This window comes from Pseudomonas phytophila (assembly GCF_025643095.1).
GTDB classification, from domain to species: domain Bacteria; phylum Pseudomonadota; class Gammaproteobacteria; order Pseudomonadales; family Pseudomonadaceae; genus Aquipseudomonas; species Aquipseudomonas quasicaspiana.
Genome location: NZ_CP081201.1, coordinates 5,713,146 through 5,730,561, shown reverse-complemented (window position 1 = coordinate 5,730,561; position 17,416 = coordinate 5,713,146). Strand labels below are relative to the sequence as shown.

Genomic DNA, 17,416 nt, shown 5'->3' with positions numbered 1-17,416 from the left:
ATACCAATGAAAAAGTTATGCACATTAATAGCGGGCTTTGCCTTGCTGTTCGCAGGATTCGCCCAGGTGGCCAACGCCGCCACGGAAGGGCCGGTATTGCGCGTGGGTGCACGTGTGTTCACCGAGCAAACGTTGCTAGCCGAACTGACTGCGCAGTATCTGCGTACAAAGGGCTATGACGTTCAAGTCACGGGTGGTCTGGGCAGCAGCCTGGCACGTAGTGCACAGGAAAGCGGTCAACTGGATCTGATCTGGGAGTACACCGGCGTGTCGCTGGTTAATTACAACCATATCGATGAAAAACTCGACAGCGAGCAAACCTACGCACGGGTCAAAGAGCTCGACGCCAAGATAGGCCTGGTATGGCTTTCGCCGTCGAAGTTCAACAACACCTACGCCTTGGCGCTGCCGCAGAAAGTTGCGGACAAGTATCCGCAGGTCAACACCATGACCGACCTGACCAAAGTCCTCAAAGACGAAGTCAAAGAGGGTCATCTCGTAGCGCTGGACACCGAGTTCGCCAACCGTTCCGACGGTCTGATCGGCATGGTCAAGCATTACGACATGAATCTCGGTCGTGAGAACACTCGCCAGATGGACGCCGGCCTGGTCTATACCGCACTGCGCAACGGTCAAGTGTTTGCCGGTCTGGTGTACACGACTGATGGTCGCTTGAACGCCTTCAAGCTCAAAGTGCTTGAAGACGACAAACACTACTTCCCGGACTACACCGCCGCCCCGGTAATCCGTCAAGAGTATCTGGACAAGCATCCGGAAATCGCCACGTTGCTCAAGCCACTGGCTGATCTGCTGGACAACCAGACCATGATCGACCTCAACGCTCGCATCGACGTCGGTCATGAAAGCCCATCCAAAGTTGCAGCAGAGTTCCTGCAGCAGCACCCACTTAACTAAGGAAGGAGACGATATGAGTATTTTTGCCGCCTTCTCCCATCTGGATTGGGCTCAGGTCATTCAACTGACCGGGCAGCACATCACGCTGGTCGGCATTGCGGTGACATTGGCGATTCTGGTCGGTGTTCCATTGGGTGTGTTGATGACCCGCTTCCCGGCGCTCGCCGGTCCACTGCAGGCCAGCGCCACCGTGCTGCTGACCGTGCCGTCGATTGCCCTGTTCGGTCTGCTGCTGCCGTTCTACTCCAAGTTCGGTCAAGGCCTTGGCCCGATGCCTGCGATCACCGCCGTATTCCTGTATTCGCTGCTGCCGATCATGCGCAACACGTATCTGGCACTGACAGGCGTGGAGCCGGGTATTCGCGAAGCCGCCAAAGGCATCGGCATGACCTTCGGCCAGCGCCTGCGCATGGTTGAGCTGCCTATCGCCGTGCCGGTGATCCTCGCTGGCGTGCGTACTGCCGTGGTGATGAACATCGGCGTCATGACCATCGCCGCCACCATCGGTGCTGGCGGTCTAGGTGTACTTATTCTTGCTTCAATCAGCCGCAGCGATATGTCGATGCTGATCGTCGGCGCGGTACTGGTCAGTATTCTGGCCATCATCGCTGACCTTCTCCTGCAATGGCTGCAACGTGCGCTGACTCCAAAAGGATTACTGAAATGATCGAACTTCAAAACCTCACCAAGACTTTCCAAAGCAACGGCAAAGAAGTGAAGGCTGTCGATTCGGTCAGCCTCACCGTCAACGAAGGCGAGATTTGCGTCTTCCTCGGCCCGTCGGGTTGCGGCAAGTCCACCACCCTGAAAATGATCAACCGCCTGATCATGCCGACCTCCGGCAAGGTGCTGATCAACGGTGAAGACACCACTGATCTGGACGAAGTGACCCTGCGTCGCAACATCGGCTACGTGATTCAGCAGATCGGTCTGTTTCCGAACATGACCATCGAAGAAAACATCGTAGTGGTGCCCAAGCTGTTGGGTTGGGACGCCAAGCGTTGCCACGACCGTGCTCGCGAACTGATGAGCATGATCAAGCTGGAGCCCAAGCAGTACCTGCATCGCTACCCGCGTGAACTGTCCGGTGGTCAGCAGCAGCGTATCGGTGTGATCCGCGCTCTGGCCGCCGACGCGCCTTTGCTGCTGATGGACGAACCGTTCGGTGCGGTCGACCCGATCAACCGCGAGATGATCCAGAACGAATTCTTCGAGATGCAACGCGCGCTGAACAAGACCGTGATCATGGTCAGCCACGACATCGACGAAGCCATCAAACTGGGCGACAAGATCGCGATCTTCCGCGCAGGCAAACTGCTGCAGATCGACCACCCGGACACCTTGCTGGCGCATCCGGCAGACGAGTTCGTGTCGAGCTTCGTTGGCCAGGACAGCACGCTCAAGCGTCTGCTGTTGGTCAAAGCCGAAGATGCTGCGGACAACGCACCATCGGTCAGCCCGGAAACACCTGTGGCCGATGCGCTGGAAGTGATGGACGAAAACGACCGTCGCCACATTGTCGTGACAGATGCCGAGAACAAGGCCATGGGTTATGTGCGCCGTCGTGACCTGCATCGCCAGACCGGCACCTGCCTGCCGTTCCTGCGTCAGTTCAACGCCACCGCGGCCTACGACGAACACTTGCGCATCCTGCTGTCGCGCATGTACGAATTCAACCGCTCTTGGCTGCCGGTGCTGGATGCCGAGAACGTGTTCCTGGGCGAAGTGACACAGGAATCGATTGCGGAATACCTGAGCTCCGGGCGTTCCCGTGGTGGCAAGACCAGCATTGTTTCGCCGGCTGAGATTGCGGCTGACGCGCAGGCCTGATGTAAAAGCCCCGCGCTGCAATGGCGCGGGGCTTGTGGCGAAGCCCATCCCGTGGACCGACCGTTGCGCCTCCTCTTAGGACCGGCTTCAGCCGGGAGTGCTTATTCCTGACGAAGAACATGTAGCGAATGTCCGGACGTCCTCCCGGCTAAAGCGGGTTCAACAGGATGAACGCAATTCCCATGTGGGAGCGAGGCTTGCCCGCGATTCAGATGCCAGATTCAGCAGGCTCACCGCGTTATCGTTTATCGCGGGCAAGCCCAGCTCCCACATGGATTGCAGCTTCGCAATTAAATTGTTTCCACGCCAACCAACGATCTTTCAACCAGCCCCTGCGCAATCTCGACGAGGTGCACCACCGAAAACGCCAGGTCGCGTTTCTGGCCGGTGAGATGGTCGCTGGATTCGTAGGCTGTGGCGACTGCGCAGCGGAGGAGGTCGCTGACGCGTTGGAGGTCTTGTTCCAGGGTGGTTTTCGTCATGATGTATCCCTTTAGATTGGAGCCATCACTTGTCGCTCTCACACGGAAGTGGGTGGCAGCTGTGTACAGGGTGAGAGACCAGTCAAAGGGAAACCGGCCAGACCGAAGTCTGCCTGCACACAGCCGCCATAACTGATGGACTGATGCACCCTTTTTTGCAACCGGGCTCTCACACCCGACCACTGATTTACAGTGGCGGAGCGCAGGCTAGTTCCGGGAAATGGCAGGCGCAAGCGGGTTTGAGTTTCTAGGAAACTTCACACGAGAGATAGGGACGGGTCATTCGTAATCGTCACATTTTTTGTAGGAAACGACAGGTTTGGTGGACCTTGCCTTCGCCACCTGAACATGACCTTTAATACAAAGGACGATAGCAACCGCAGTGGACAGCCCAAAAAAAATGCCGAAAATTCGCAGTATGCTTTCAGGACCTACCAGTGTCGTCGCCGTACCCACCACGACAATCAGGGCTAAATTTGCGGCCAACTCCGTCCAGACGAAGATCTTCGCACTGTCCCGCTCATTAAAAATAAGCAAAATCTGCGTTGAAGCATGCCTGACCAAAAGCAGCGCTGATAATGACGCCAAAAAACAGAAACCGAGCAACCCCGCAAAGTATCCCGCCTCACCTGGGGTAAGCATAAGCAGATAGACCACTGTACCGGTCATGCATGCACAGGCCACTAAAAAAACATTGCTGTTTTTTAGAAGACACCAGTATCGAATAACGTAACCTGCGCCCGCGTATGAAATTAAATAAATCCACAGTGAGGCTGCCGAAGCCCCCATCCAAGTGACCGTGTCGGGCAAGAGCGCAATTGCTTTGTACTTGTAGATCAGGCCGATCCCATACATGAGTATCACCGACTCAAACACGGTGCCCACGGTGTAACATACCCATAGTCCCGGGACTTTTTTGAATGCTTTTAATAAAGAGACTGCACCAGATTTTACTGAATCTGAAATTTGAGTCGGGGCAAGTATCAACGTTCGAAGGTCACCTCGTGCGAGCAAGACCTGGAAACAGCGACATCCGAACACGAGAATGAACATTACATAAAATACTTCTTGGGGTGTCGCATATAAATGGGCAGCGCCGACCAGAAACAAGAGCAGGCAAGGAAGCCCCAATCTAATCGCGCCAAAGCCTATCAGACTGTCCACAAAATCAGCGGGTCTACCCATCATTGAATAATGCAGCGCACTATAAGCTGGTCTAAATGCTGCCTTTAGAAGGCCTGTCCCCATAGAGTCGAATAGAAAAGACATAATAATGAGTGACCAGCCATAAATGAATGAGTCACTTGATACGGCCACTCCAGCAAAGAAAATACAGCAGCTCATCGCCTTGAAGATGAAGCCTGCATGAGTCGCGCGAATCACCCCAAACCTCGTAACCAAGATGTAGGCTGTCCCAAACTCTACCAGAATTGATAGGGCGAGTTGAGTGATAAGCGCGTACTCGAGAGCGAAGGCGCCCAAGTGTGGGCTGGTAGCGATTATCGCAAGCTCGATTATGGTTACAGTGATAGCGATCGCAAAGTAAAGCGCGTCCGCGCGTTTTACACGAAGATCTACGTTCATTTTCTGGCCACTCTATAGGTGCACCCAGGTTCAATATCAAGTTGCCGATATAGAAACGGAGGCGCCGATGCGCGACCATAAAACATAAGCGATAAATAAAAAGACTCAAGATCATATGGGATCTGGACTGACGTTTTCCCACTCACTGCATCTGTCGAATAGGAGAATATACCGGACCCGTTTCTAAAATCTTCGTAACTAATAAGCTCCGATAAAAAATCACCATCTATTAGTTTGATGACCGCCGCGGCCCTTGTTACCGACGCTTCATAAAGGGTCGTGCAGTTGGCAGCATCAGCAGGGAAATTTTCAAATAGTGGACGCCAGAGCGATAGACCGTGACAGCTAGAAATAAAAGGAATCGAGAACGGCCAGCGCCGGTTTACAAATCTAACAATATCTATAAAACGGCGTGTTGAGTCGAAACTTAAATTTTTATCGGGTCGGTCGCTCCCCGGATTGCCGCGCAAGAGATTGTTGAATGAATAAAAGCTTTCAAATCGCTCGTACATTTCTCGCATCAGTGAGGCTCCTGGAGTAATGATTTCACTAGAAGAAAGTTCTGTTGGCGAACGATGTTGTTGGCTCCTTCCATCTCTAGAAGTATATTGTGTAGATCTTTCACATTGTTTATGCAGGATTGGGCTATGCGGATCATCTCATCATTATATTTATCAGCATGTTGGTCTAGCCAAACCGCTGCACCATTCCATTTCCAATATTTCATCCCTGATAAGTGGACTGTTTTAATGCTTTTCCAGATATCGCAGCTTTTATCTGGCACTCGACAAGGAATGCTGTTAACCCTGCAGTATCCTAGGTAGTGGCCAACATCAAACGCCATTTGACAGCCTGATGAGTCACACACCTGTTCATAGTATGCCCAAAAGCCCATGCCGATATCACCACTGTATACAGGAGGATTTTCTATGATAACTGGAATTCCCAATTCATCTTGGACAAAGGCTGCATTGCTCGCTGCTTGGTGCAGTGATGTTTCGGAAAAGCCCGGGTCTGTCTGGTGTGCGCCTAGAAATATATTTTTATAACGCCATAATCCAAGGTCTTCTTCCAAATAAATAAATGGAAAGTTTCTCAAGTTTTCCTTCAATGTGGAGAGCTCTCCGTTGTCCAAGTCGGCCGAAAGATTTATGTCAACAGGATGAACGGCCAGAGACAATCCAGTCGCCAGAGCTCGTTCCCCCAATTCAACCTCGAAGGACTCAAAAAAACGAAGTCCTACACTGAAGTGTTTGACCGAAGTCTCCCATCCCAAATGGTTGTTTTCCAGTTTATCAACAAGCAGTTTCAGATCGTCCTGACCCCCGCTTGTACCTATTCGGATATCGTTGTTCATCGCGCCTACCTCAGCGAGTACTTGCAATTAATTCACCTCTTCGCCCACCGGAACCCGTGGTCACACGGTTATCCGTCGTGTCAATCGTGGTATGCTCCATTTCCTCATCCAAGCTCATAGCAATTAGATATCTGTAATCTGAGGAAACTAAATCGCGATCGGCGACTCTTGGATTCCGCGACAGTGACCACAGAATCTTGAAAGGTAGGTGAAGTAAGTACACATTGAGAAGCGAGTAATACGCCCGAGTGTATTCGTCGGTGCCGCTTCTGATCTTAAGAAGGTTTTTTGATATCGCAGCTTCCAATCGAGTCAGGTATTTTTTGGCAAAACCATCGATGAAAGAGTTGTAGATTAGCGAGACTTCATGGTTTTGTATGAAAAGTCGGGAGTCTGGCAGCTCATACAGAGGTAGCGTGTATCCTAGCCTTAACTCCAGCGTTTCTCTTACAGGAGTACCGGGGTAAAGCATCATGATATTAAAATAGTGATCTAAAGATTCGTGCTCCGTGAGGCCAGCGCGAAGAATGAATAACAGATTCTCCAGTATTTCCCTAGGGGTTTGGTCGTGATAAAACATTATAAAGTCTAGTCCCAGCGCAACACCGTTTTCTTGAAGCGCCCGAACCGCAGATATGTTTTTTTCGACAGTTACCTTTTTGTTCATGTAGTCTAGTTGGCTCTGAGATCCCGACTCGATGCCCAATTCTACGAGCCTTAACCCTTGAGTGACTAAGGTAGGAAGTGCGTCCTGCACTTTTAAGAGATAGCCGACAGTCGAAGAGCTGCTCCATGTGACACGTCCTTTAAATAGGCGATATAACCCATCGGAGAACTCTAATACTCGGTCTTTTCGAACAAAAAAATTCGCATCCATCATGTAGACATGTTCGAAGTTGTAGGTTTGGGCTGCTTCCTCAAGCCATGCCAGTAGCGTGCTAGCTTCAGCGGCACGCCATTTGGGCCCGTCTTTGTCGGCTGCAACGATAGCGCAGAACGAACAGGCCAACGGACAGCCTCTGCTACTCGTAAATGCTATGGCTTTCCTGCGTACACCATCCCGTCTGTCAGTGTAATAAAGACCCTGAATATCACTGGTTGCGTAATCAAGAAGCGGATTTTCCCATTCGTTTGCGGGAAGTTGATTTTTACATTTTTGACTCGTATGGGATACGCCATAATTATCTAACCAAACAGCATTTGGAACTGCTTCAAAGTTTAATTCATAGGCCTGACCTTGCTTTGTTTTCTTTGGTAAATCTTGCTTTTGTTTTATTAAGAACTCTTCGATCAATAATAGCGTGGAGTATTCTCCTTCCCCCACCAATGCGACATGAAATGTTTCGCCTGTATACCTTAAGAAAGCTTCCGCGGCTAAGCTGATATGAGGCCCGCCACAAAATATAAAAGAGCTCGGTAGATATAGTTTAACCTGTTCCGCCCACTGCTTTGCGGCCATGACATTGCTGCTATAGACTGAGAAACCAACCATTGTCGGGTCCCAACTTATTAATCCAGATAATCTATCTGTATCTAGTAGGTGCAACTCGGAATAGTCAAATATTCTGACGTCAACATCAGAGTTTTTTTTGTTCAGGTATGCAGAGATGTTTTGAAGTCCTAATGGCATGACTTTCTGGGGCCCTTCACCATAGGGAAGAGCAACCAGCGCTAATTTGATCCTTACTGATTCGGTACCTTGACTAGGATCGTGGTGCCGCGATGAAGCTGATTTTACTTTTTTCATAGCTTTCAAGCCCTTCCGCATTGGTCGCTGGCTCAAAGAATTCAGGAAATTTTTTCAGGATATCAATTGCAATTTCTTGCTCTGAAAATGAAGACAGATACCACGATTTGTTAAGTTTTAAACATCCATTTCCATTATGAAAAAATAGTAATCCCAGATCATCTAATACCCAGGTTCCAGGTCTGACTTTTTGATAATTCATAAGAGACTACCGCGATATGAGCGGGCCCGACCACGTCGGGCCTCCATGGTATTTAAAACTCCGGTGCTGTTTTTCCCGCAACAGCTTCATAGTCGGTAAGTATTACCGAGTTATAAGCGGGTAATGGACTTGCGTTTTCCTCAATGAGGTCCATGTCTTCGAGCTTGCTTTCAGTATTTTCATTCATATGTATACCTCCGGTGCTTTCGTTAGTCCATATCGGACTTCCATAACGCTAGGCGGTCGTAAGCCCTAAATCAAGATTAATTTACATTTTGAAATATCTATCTTTTTTGTTTAAGTGCTGTGGGGTTGGTGTTTAATTCGAGAAAGGGTTCTGGGGTTTTACTTTCGATAAGTAATAAGTCTTGCAATAAATTTTATGGGTTTTAAACGTTAAGTTTATTGCGCTAAGCACCATTTCCCATTTTCTGAAAAAAAGGACTTTGGCGTAACTGTTTATGTTACGGTTTGTTGTACGCTGATAAACGTCATCGCCATATCTCTTATCCTTGCTCTTCTGCTGTCTCGTGGCGCAAGACGAGTCTTTTTGCCGCTTGGAGTGGCGGATGAAGCGCAGGCTTAATGTAGAAGCCCCGCGCTGCAAAGGCGTGGGGCTGCCCAATCCTGTAAGGACATTCGTAGGAGCGGCGTAGCCGCGAGAGTGTCGGTACATTCGCTAGATATCCTTCGTCAGGAACAACGTTCTCCCGGCTAAAGCCAGTCCTACGGGATTGCGCCGTCTCTGTGAGAGTGGGTGTGCGCTTTATCGCGGCTCGACTGTTATTAAAGATCGCTCAACCAAGCCCTGCGCAATCTCGACCAAATGCACCGTGGAAAACGCAAGGTCGCGTTTCTGGCCGGTGAGTTGGTCGCTGGATTCGTAGGCGGTGGCGGCGGCGCAGCGGAGTAGGTCGCTGGCGCGTTGGAGGTCTTGTTCCAGGGTGGTTTTCGTCATGATGTATCCCTTTAGATTGGAGCCATCACTTGTCGCTCTCACACGGAAGTGGGTGGCAGCTATGTGCAGGGTGAGAGACCAGTCAAAGGGAAACCGGCCAGACCGAAGTCTGCCTGCACACAGCCGCCATATCTGATGGACTGATGCACCCTTTTTTGCAACCGGGCTCTCACACCCGACCACTGATTTACAGTGGCGGAGCGCAGGCTAGTTCCGGGAATTGGCGGGCGCAAGCGGGTTTGAGTTTCTAGGAAACTTCACACGGGAGATAGGGACGGGTCATTCGCAATCGTCACATTTTTTGTAGGAAACACGGGTCTTGCGGGGGACGCTTATGTGGGAGCAGGGCTTGCCCGCGATAAGGTCGCCGCAGATATCAGGTCTATCGCATTCAGCCTTATCGCGGGCAAGCCCGGCTCCCACAGGTTCTGCGGTGATAGAGCTACCGAGAATGAGCCAGCTCATTGCCCATTCACCTCAAAAATGAACATCAAGCTGTCACACAGGTCCGTTACTACAATGGGGCATACGAGCCGATCCGGCAGAAACGTCTGCAAATGCGACATTTTTTGTTGATCTCTAACCCCTCAGGTCCTACAGTTCGCGCCGAACGTCCAAGCTGGAAACGATCCATCCGGCTCAAGTACTGACGACGAGACAGCAAGGCCACGGGAGGCGACCTCCAGATGGCCTTTTTTGCTTTCGGCGGACATGCCTTGGGAAGTAGGCGAACCAAAGTGGGGATACACACGGAGGACGTTCATATGCACCCATTTATTCATTTGTTTGCCCAGTGGAGTCCGTAGCATGCCGATCCAGGTCGAAGACTATTTCCAGCGCGACACCTTCAACAAAATGAAGGCGTTTGCCGACAAGCAAGAAACCCCGTTCGTGGTTATCGATACCGCGATGATCAGCCAGGCTTACGATGACCTGCGCGCAGGTTTCGAATTCGCCAAGGTGTACTACGCCGTCAAAGCCAACCCGGCGGTCGAAATCATCGACCTGCTCAAGGACAAAGGCTCGAGCTTCGACATCGCGTCGATCTATGAGCTGGACAAGGTCATGGACCGCGGTGTCACTCCAGACCGCATCAGCTACGGCAACACCATCAAGAAATCCAAGGACATCCGCTACTTCTACGAGAAGGGCGTGCGTCTGTTCTCCACTGACTCCGAAGCCGACCTGCGCAACATCGCCAAGGCTGCACCGGGTTCGAAAGTCTATGTGCGTATCCTGACCGAAGGCTCGACCACGGCTGACTGGCCTTTGTCGCGTAAATTTGGCTGCCAGACCGACATGGCCATGGATCTGCTGATTCTGGCTCGTGACCTGGGTCTGGTGCCTTACGGCCTTTCGTTCCACGTCGGTTCGCAACAGCGCGACATCAGCGTCTGGGACGCAGCGATCGCCAAGGTCAAAGTGATCTTCGAGCGTCTGAAAGAAGAAGACGGTATTGTCCTCAAGCTGATCAACATGGGCGGCGGCTTCCCGGCCAACTACATCACCCGTACCAACAGCCTGGAAACCTACGCTGAAGAAATCATTCGCTACCTGAAAGAAGACTTCGGTGATGACCTGCCTGAAATCATTCTGGAGCCGGGTCGTTCGCTGATCGCCAACGCCGGTATTCTGGTCAGCGAAGTAGTGCTGGTCTCGCGTAAATCCCGCACCGCAGTAGAGCGTTGGGTGTACACGGATGTGGGCAAGTTCTCCGGCCTGATCGAAACCATGGACGAAGCCATCAAGTTCCCGATCTGGACCGAGAAGAAAGGCGAGATGGAAGAAGTGGTCATCGCCGGTCCCACCTGCGACAGCGCCGACATCATGTACGAGAACTACAAGTATGGCCTGCCGCTGAACCTGGCCATCGGTGACCGCCTGTACTGGCTGTCCACCGGTGCGTACACCACCAGCTACAGCGCAGTAGAGTTCAATGGCTTCCCGCCGCTGAAATCGTTCTACGTTTAAGCGTCACGGCTGTTAAAGCTGGATAACAAAAACCCGCGAGCGATCGCGGGTTTTTTTATGAGCGCAGGTTTGTTTTGCACCCACGTGCACAGGCTCAGCATTCTGACTGTTTACAACACCGCTTGAGCTTTATTAATCATGCGTTGGGCCTGGGTCAGGCGAGAGCCCATCAGATTCATCTGGAGAATGAAGGTCCTCACATTGCTCTTGTCACTGATGAGCATCATCTGTGTTCTGGAGTCGTACAGCATGCCGCGCAAGCGAGTGCAGTAACCAAGCACATTCCCGGCGGCTTCCAAGGCCCAGGTATATTCAGCTCGTGAGGCGTCAAGGCTGCGATTGGCCAGATCCAGTTGTTTTTGCACAGGCCCTGCAAACGTGGAATCAGGCTTGCGATGCCGGGCTTCATGCTCTGCAATCTTGACCTTCATGAAGTCAACAGTGCGCGGGATAACGTCACTGGCAGTTTTCTGAATCTGTTCCATGTCTTGAATCGCATCATAAAGCGAGTCTTCAAAGTGAATGAGCTTTTGCGACAGGAAATACGTGACATCGTAGGTTTTACTGGAAGGGCTGATGCCGAGCTTACCGTTCATGTTGAATGGCTCCGTATGCAGCACTAACGTATTAAGATTTTCACGAATAGGGTCGGTACCCTCTGGTTTTTCGTAGAGCGTGACCTGCGTAAGCAACTCATTGGTGTCGCAGATCAGCGGGGTAACGCCCTGATGTACCAGACGTAGCGCTTTTGCGTTATCAGGCCATAACTGGATATCGCGTTTGGCGCGTGCAGCGGTATCATTCATTGCTGGGTGTTGGCCGCTACCCAGTAGCGGCAGGGCAAGATTGGTCAAGAAGCTGTCGATGGACGCTGGAAAACGTTCAAGATAGAGTTTGAAGTTATTAAGCCCAGCGACATCATTTTCATTAATTGAAGTCATTGTTTTGCTCGCTCATTCTTGTGATTCTGGACACGACCAGTCACTAACAGGGAGAGCAAAGCCCTCCCCTCAGACTATCTTCTGAGTCGCTTTAGCGGAGGGTTGGCAAATAATTCATCGCTGCCCTGGCGTCCTGAATCCATTGCTGGACAGATTCATCGTCGTCGCTTGGAGTTGACGTGTGCTTATTCACGAACGACTCTAAAGAATTGACGATTTTCGAGTATTCCTGAGCGTAAAGCACCCGCTCATCGTCAAAGTGGTGGAAGGATTCAATGAGCTTGGTGTGCTGTCCGACCCGCCAGAGGTCATCATTTTTAGCTCTGATTTTCTGCTGTTCGGCATCTATTCGCGTATATAGGCTTGTGCGCAGGCTTAGCAGCCCTTGATAGTTCAATGAAGCCTCAAGGACCACGAGCGACTTCTGCAATAGATCGAGGGCGACCTTGAGCGCGGCGGCGGGTGGACCGCCCAGTTGAAGCGCTGCGAGTGCTTCGGCATTCAAGATGGTTTCTTCACCAATCTCAGCCAGGCCTTTGTTTTCGAGCGCCTTGATCCCATTATCCAAGGCAAGTAGTTCGCCACTTAACACGGCTTTACGTTCTACAAACCCGTCTATTTCCAAAGGCAGGCCAGTCGCCTGGGTCTGGAGTTCTGCAAGGGACCTCAGGGTTGACTGACGGTTGAACGTATCGCGTAAAGAGCGCAGATGACCGGCCAGTATTTTTGTCAATTCGCCCGTTTTGCTTATTGCATTATCCCGAGCTTTCGATATGCGTTGGGAAATATATTCCAGTGCTTCGTCATCAAGGTCTTGCTCCTTGATATCTTTATGAAACTTATCGATTTCCTCGAGAGGGATCTCCAGAAAAACATAGATGCGCTGCAGTGAAGCAGACAAGTCAGTGTGAGCAGCATTCAGTCCTTCGTTCAGGCCTGTGAACTTGGCAAAGACATTCGGTAAATAGTCTGTCGCAGTGTGGTACACTTTGGCATCTATCATTGTCGAATTACAGGCGTCTTTCGAGTTTCGAATGATGGTCGTATCAGGCGCATCAAAATACACAGGGGTGTTCATGGGCATCGGGCTCCGGGCGCGCATATTAAAATTAGAATTGTACTCATCACGAAATTCTTTATCAGCCTGGTCGAAGACCTCGTACAGTAACACTGCGTCACGGCCAATTCTTTTCCAAGGGTTGATCACGGAATTAAATTCGTGGAAGAACGCATACAAACCGAGTGCATCATTAATCCTGTCTACGCCCTCGACGGACGCATCGAGGTAGTTTGTAATATTGAGCCACACGCTTTCCAGGTTTTTGGTGGCAATATCTGCATCAACGACGATAATGTCCAGGTCCAATAAGTCGGCTCTTACTCGATGCAATGAGGCGAGAACTTTGTTTTTCGTGCGCATTTCTTCGATTTTATTTTTCTGTATGTCGCGTTCTTTCTTGAGATCACTTCGAATTTTCTCTGCGTTAATGCCGTTGTAAATGGCTATGCCGAGGCCAGCAATGTTCATTGTAGACGCCGCGCTCAAAGCATCTTTCACCGTTTTTTTGTAGGCATCGTTGAGTTTTTCGATAAGGTCAGCCCGTTGTTCAATGTCGGTACTGAGGTCTTTTATGAGCGTTTCCAGATTGCTGTTATTGATCGTCCTTACCTTGAACTTAATCTCGGGGAGCACTTTTTGGGCCAACTCTTCGCTGAATTTACCAAGGTCTTTCTTGATATCGTGCGCTTCGGATTGTTGACGCCGCACCGCGTCCAGAATGTTGTTCAAGAAAATGCTGAATTGGCTGACGGTCGATTTATCCTCTGCGTCAAGATTGAATTCCTTGAGGCGATCGCCGAGTTCATCTTTAAGCTTGCGAATATCTGCCAGTGTCTTGATGTTGTACGCAGGGAGTTTCTTCAGGGCGTCCACGTCATTGAAAATCAATGACATGGTGACACCATTGTTCGCTATTTCATCGGCAAATATCTCCAGCTTGCTGGTCATTCCGATCAACCTGGTACGTAATGGGTTCCAGGTGCGGGCATGTGCGTTGATTTTCTCGAAGCTTTTCAGAAACTCCCTTGGTTCCAGGTATTCGCCCGCACCTTCACCTTCGTTGTAGCCAAGGTAGCCAATCACATCACCCAGGGTTATTGGAAGCGCAAGGCCTGCCATTTCATAGCGCTTGATACTCTTGATCTGTTCTTTTGTCAGCGTTAATCCAGGGGGACGAGTTGAATCTGGAAGTAGGCCGAGGGACCCGTCCATTAAGACTTCTGGGGCTTTACTGGCGGCTTCGGCGAGGGTGTCATCATCCGCAGCCGTATCATCTTGATAAGTCATTTCATTAATCCTTTAATGAATAGAGTACTGACAGTGTGTAGGTGCTTTCAGGTGTGCAGTTTCCTCCTGCACACTCGCTAGGCTAGGTGCGGGTTGAAGGTTGGTCAAAACAGGAAGTAAGTCTGGATTTGTAGTGAGTTGAAATTTTCATATTTCAACCTTTGGCAGTTTCTTGGCGCTCGTATTGACCTCGCCGTTGCAGTTCCTGAGTCAACGCCCTTTTGTATTATCCAGGCGCTTAGTTTTTGGCGAAGCGTCTTACCCCATTTGTCTCAACGGTCACCTTGTCTACACGTTGTCTCCTACACGATGTGTCTTCTGCAGCGCGGCAGCGGGTGAATACAATCGCCCTTGCGTCTTCAGGAACCAGATACAGATGAGAATTCATCCCTTTTAGGCGCATAATGCGCCGCATTGCGGGTCCATGAGGTCGTAAGGGTGCTGAAGAAGATTCTGTTTCAAGTCCACTGGTTCTTCGGCATCACGGCCGGGTTGGTGCTGGCGTTGATGGGCATAACCGGCGCTCTTTATTCGTTCGAGGATGAGATTCTTGAATGGATCAACCCGGATGCTCTGATTATTGAGGCGCGTGGTACCCCATTGCCACCGGTGGAGCTGGTTCGCAAACTGGAAGCCGAAACGGGGCTGACGGTGGCCATCCTGCGCGTACAGACCGTCGGCGACAAAGCTGCACAGGTTTATTTCACCCCGGCCCCCGGCGAGCGGCGTGGGCCGATGCGCAACTTCAATCCATACACCGGCGAAGTCACTGGCGACGCCGCTGGTGCCGGTTTTTTTGATTTCGTGTTGAAGCTGCATCGCTTTCTGGCCATGGGGGAATACGGCAAGCAGGTCACGGCTGCCTGCACGCTGATTCTGATTTTTTTCTGTCTGTCCGGGCTCTATCTGCGCTGGCCGCGCAAGGCTCTGAACTGGCGTATCTGGCTGACCATGGACTGGGCCAAAAAGGGACGCAGCTTCAACTGGGACCTGCATTCGGTATTTGGCACCTGGTGCCTGCTGTTTTATATGCTGTTCGCCATCACCGGTTTGAACTGGTCTTACGACTGGTTCAGTAATGGCATGCACGCCTTGCTCGGCGATGCGCCCATCGGCGAGCAGCGGCGGGGCGGTGGCATGCGTCCGGCAGGTAAAAACGAGCCAGCCCCCAAGGCGGATTATGTCGCTATCTGGAGCAGCATTCAGTCGGCAGCTGGGCCAGGATTGGCTGCGTACAATATCCGCCTGCCTAACGCGGCCGGTCAGCCCGCAACGATTTTCTACCTGCTCAAGGATTCGCCACATCCGCGGGCGCTCAACCAGATCACCCTCGATCCTGCGACAGGCAACGTCAGTGCGGTGTCCCGTTACAGCGAAAAAAGCTTCGGTGCGCAGTTGCTTGTCAGCAATTACAGCCTGCATGTGGGCAGTTATTTCGGCATGCCCGGGCGCATCATCATGACCGTTGCATCGCTGATGATGCCGCTGTTCTTTATCACGGGCTGGCTGCTGTATCTCGACCGTCGGCGCAAGAAGCGTGATGTGCGCAATGCCCGTGCAGGAGTCGCCAGTAATATTGAAGGGCCTGCATGGCTGATCGGTTTTGCCAGCCAGAGCGGGTTTGCCGAACAGTTGGCCTGGCAGACTGCCGGGCAATTACAGGCGGCCGGGATGCCGGTGAATGTTCAGCGCCTGGCTGATGTCACCGAACAGGATTTGTGCCAAAGCCGTAACGCGCTGTTTGTGGTCAGCACGTTCGGCGACGGTGAAGCGCCGGACAGCGCCCGGGCTTTCGAGCGCAAGCTACTCGGCGCAGAGCTATCACTGGATAACCTCAGTTACGCCGTGCTGGGGCTCGGCGATCGGCAGTATCAACATTTCTGTGCGTTTGCCCATCGCTTGCAGGACTGGCTGAGAGAGCGCGGCGGCCACTCGTTGTTCGCGTCCGTGGAAGTGGACAGCGCAGACCCACTGGCCTTGCAGCATTGGCAGCACCAGTTGGCGCAGCTCACTGGCAATACACCGGCTGCGCTCTGGCAGGCTCCGACTTATGACAACTGGACGCTGTCACGGCGCGAATGGCTCAACCCGGGTAGCAGCGGTTCGAAAGTGTTTCTGCTCGGCCTGACACCGCCGCCGTCGATCACGTGGGAGGCCGGCGATCTGGTTGAGGTGATGCCACGCAACAGCCCGCGAGCCGTGGAAGATTTCCTCGCCGGGCTGGGTATTGCGGTGAGCACACACGTGAATATCGGCGGGCTGGAAGAACCCATCGAAGTGGCATTGGCCAGTCGCCAACTGCCTCATCATCGGGCACATCTTGTCGGGCTGCATGCTCAGGCATTGATTGATGCGCTGGTGCAGTTGGCCCCGCGTGAGTACTCCATCGCGTCTATCGCCGAGGATGGTGTGCTGGAATTGATCGTGCGTCAGGAACTGCATCCCGATGGCAGTCTCGGGTTGGGCTCCGGTTGGCTGACGGAGCATGTTGAGCTTAATGATGTGGTCAGTTTGAGGGTTAGACGTAACAGTAGCTTCCACCTGCCGGATGATTCACGTCCTTTGATCCTGTTAGGTAATGGCACCGGGCTGGCCGGATTGCGCAGCTTGCTCAAGGCGCGCATCGCGCAGGGGCAGTTGCGCAATTGGTTGTTGTTTGGCGAGCGGAATCAGGCCTATGACTTCCATTGTGGGGACGAATTACAGTCGTGGCTGGAAGCAGGGCAACTGGCGCGGCTGGATCTGGCGTTTTCTCGTGATCAGGCTGAGAAGATTTATGTGCAGGATCGCATGCTTCAGGCCGCTGGCGAGTTAAAAGCGTGGCTCGCCGACGGTGCCTCTATTTACATCTGCGGCAGCCTGGAAGGCATGGCGGCGGGAGTGGACGCGGCGTTGATCAAAATCCTGGGTGAGCAGGCGGTGGGAGAGTTGATCGAGGAAGGACGGTATCGAAGGGATGTTTATTAGAGATTTATGGCCGGAGTGAGGACCTGTGGGAGCCGGGCTTGCCCGCGATGCATGAGACGCAGGCAGTAGCCACACCGCGTCATCGTTCATCGCGAGCAAGCTCGGCTCCTACAGG

At 51.9% G+C, this 17,416-nt stretch carries 15 protein-coding genes; 5 read left to right on the top strand and 10 right to left on the bottom strand.

Features of this window, described 5'->3' with window-relative positions; all coding sequences use genetic code 11:
* Positions 1-6: 6 nt before the first annotated feature.
* The 3 genes from K3169_RS25930 to K3169_RS25920 are packed head-to-tail and all read left to right on the top strand — an operon-like array spanning position 7 to position 2,745.
* Positions 7-915, top strand: coding sequence for a glycine betaine ABC transporter substrate-binding protein (locus tag K3169_RS25930; RefSeq protein WP_263268735.1), 909 nt, complete (start codon positions 7-9; stop codon positions 913-915).
* Positions 916-928: 13 nt separating this feature from the next.
* Positions 929-1,582 (top strand): ABC transporter permease, encoded by a 654-nt coding sequence (locus K3169_RS25925; RefSeq protein ID WP_027898181.1) that lies wholly within the window; start codon positions 929-931, stop codon positions 1,580-1,582.
* Complete coding sequence (locus tag K3169_RS25920) at positions 1,579-2,745, top strand: betaine/proline/choline family ABC transporter ATP-binding protein (RefSeq protein WP_263268733.1); 1,167 nt, start codon at positions 1,579-1,581, stop codon at positions 2,743-2,745. The genes K3169_RS25925 and K3169_RS25920 overlap by 4 nt, the downstream gene beginning before the upstream one ends.
* A 290-nt stretch (positions 2,746-3,035) precedes the next feature.
* On the opposite strand, the gene K3169_RS25915 is transcribed toward K3169_RS25920, so the two are convergent.
* The 8 genes from K3169_RS25915 to K3169_RS25880 all read right to left on the bottom strand — a co-directional run bounded on the left by K3169_RS25915 (position 3,036) and on the right by K3169_RS25880 (position 9,075).
* Positions 3,036-3,227 carry a DUF6124 family protein gene (locus K3169_RS25915; protein ID WP_099269052.1) on the bottom strand — a complete coding sequence of 64 codons (192 nt, stop codon included), beginning with the start codon at positions 3,225-3,227 and terminating at the stop codon, positions 3,036-3,038.
* A gap of 279 nt (positions 3,228-3,506) precedes the next feature.
* Complete coding sequence (locus K3169_RS25910) at positions 3,507-4,811, bottom strand: hypothetical protein (protein WP_263268730.1); 1,305 nt, start codon at positions 4,809-4,811, stop codon at positions 3,507-3,509.
* On the bottom strand, positions 4,808-5,332 hold the full coding sequence (locus K3169_RS25905) for a hypothetical protein (RefSeq protein WP_231676908.1): 525 nt from the start codon (positions 5,330-5,332) through the stop codon (positions 4,808-4,810). Before K3169_RS25905 ends, K3169_RS25910 begins: the two co-directional genes overlap by 4 nt.
* Complete coding sequence (locus tag K3169_RS25900) at positions 5,332-6,168, bottom strand: DUF692 family multinuclear iron-containing protein (RefSeq protein ID WP_231676909.1); 837 nt, start codon at positions 6,166-6,168, stop codon at positions 5,332-5,334. The genes K3169_RS25905 and K3169_RS25900 overlap by 1 nt, the downstream gene beginning before the upstream one ends.
* Positions 6,169-6,178: 10 nt before the next feature.
* On the bottom strand, positions 6,179-7,915 hold the full coding sequence (locus K3169_RS25895; RefSeq protein WP_263268727.1) for a B12-binding domain-containing radical SAM protein: 1,737 nt from the start codon (positions 7,913-7,915) through the stop codon (positions 6,179-6,181).
* Positions 7,872-8,117, bottom strand: coding sequence for a hypothetical protein (locus K3169_RS25890; RefSeq protein WP_231676911.1), 246 nt, complete (start codon positions 8,115-8,117; stop codon positions 7,872-7,874). The genes K3169_RS25895 and K3169_RS25890 overlap by 44 nt, the downstream gene beginning before the upstream one ends.
* 52 nt (positions 8,118-8,169) lie before the next feature.
* On the bottom strand, positions 8,170-8,304 hold the full coding sequence (locus tag K3169_RS25885; protein WP_263268726.1) for a hypothetical protein: 135 nt from the start codon (positions 8,302-8,304) through the stop codon (positions 8,170-8,172).
* 579 nt (positions 8,305-8,883) lie between these two features.
* Entirely contained in the window at positions 8,884-9,075 is a 192-nt protein-coding gene (locus K3169_RS25880) for a DUF6124 family protein (protein WP_231676912.1), read from the bottom strand.
* 807 nt (positions 9,076-9,882) lie between these two features.
* Between K3169_RS25880 and K3169_RS25875 the strand changes: the two genes are divergently transcribed.
* Positions 9,883-11,046 carry a type III PLP-dependent enzyme gene (locus K3169_RS25875; RefSeq protein WP_027901326.1) on the top strand — a complete coding sequence of 388 codons (1,164 nt, stop codon included), beginning with the start codon at positions 9,883-9,885 and terminating at the stop codon, positions 11,044-11,046.
* A 110-nt stretch (positions 11,047-11,156) separates the two neighbouring features.
* Here K3169_RS25875 and K3169_RS25870 read toward each other — a convergent pair whose 3' ends face one another.
* Together K3169_RS25870 and K3169_RS25865 are read right to left on the bottom strand one after the other, a co-directional pair.
* Positions 11,157-11,987: a hypothetical protein gene (locus K3169_RS25870; RefSeq protein ID WP_263268722.1), complete on the bottom strand. Its 831-nt coding sequence runs from the start codon at positions 11,985-11,987 to the stop codon at positions 11,157-11,159.
* 91 nt (positions 11,988-12,078) lie between these two features.
* A complete protein-coding gene (locus tag K3169_RS25865) occupies positions 12,079-14,334 on the bottom strand; it encodes an alpha-xenorhabdolysin family binary toxin subunit A (protein WP_263268720.1) in 2,256 nt (751 codons plus the stop codon).
* 441 nt (positions 14,335-14,775) lie between these two features.
* Here K3169_RS25865 and K3169_RS25860 point away from each other — a divergent pair, with 441 nt between their 5' ends.
* Positions 14,776-17,301, top strand: a complete 2,526-nt coding sequence (locus K3169_RS25860; RefSeq protein WP_263272359.1) for a sulfite reductase flavoprotein subunit alpha — start codon at positions 14,776-14,778, stop codon at positions 17,299-17,301.
* The last annotated feature ends 115 nt before the right edge of the window (positions 17,302-17,416 follow it).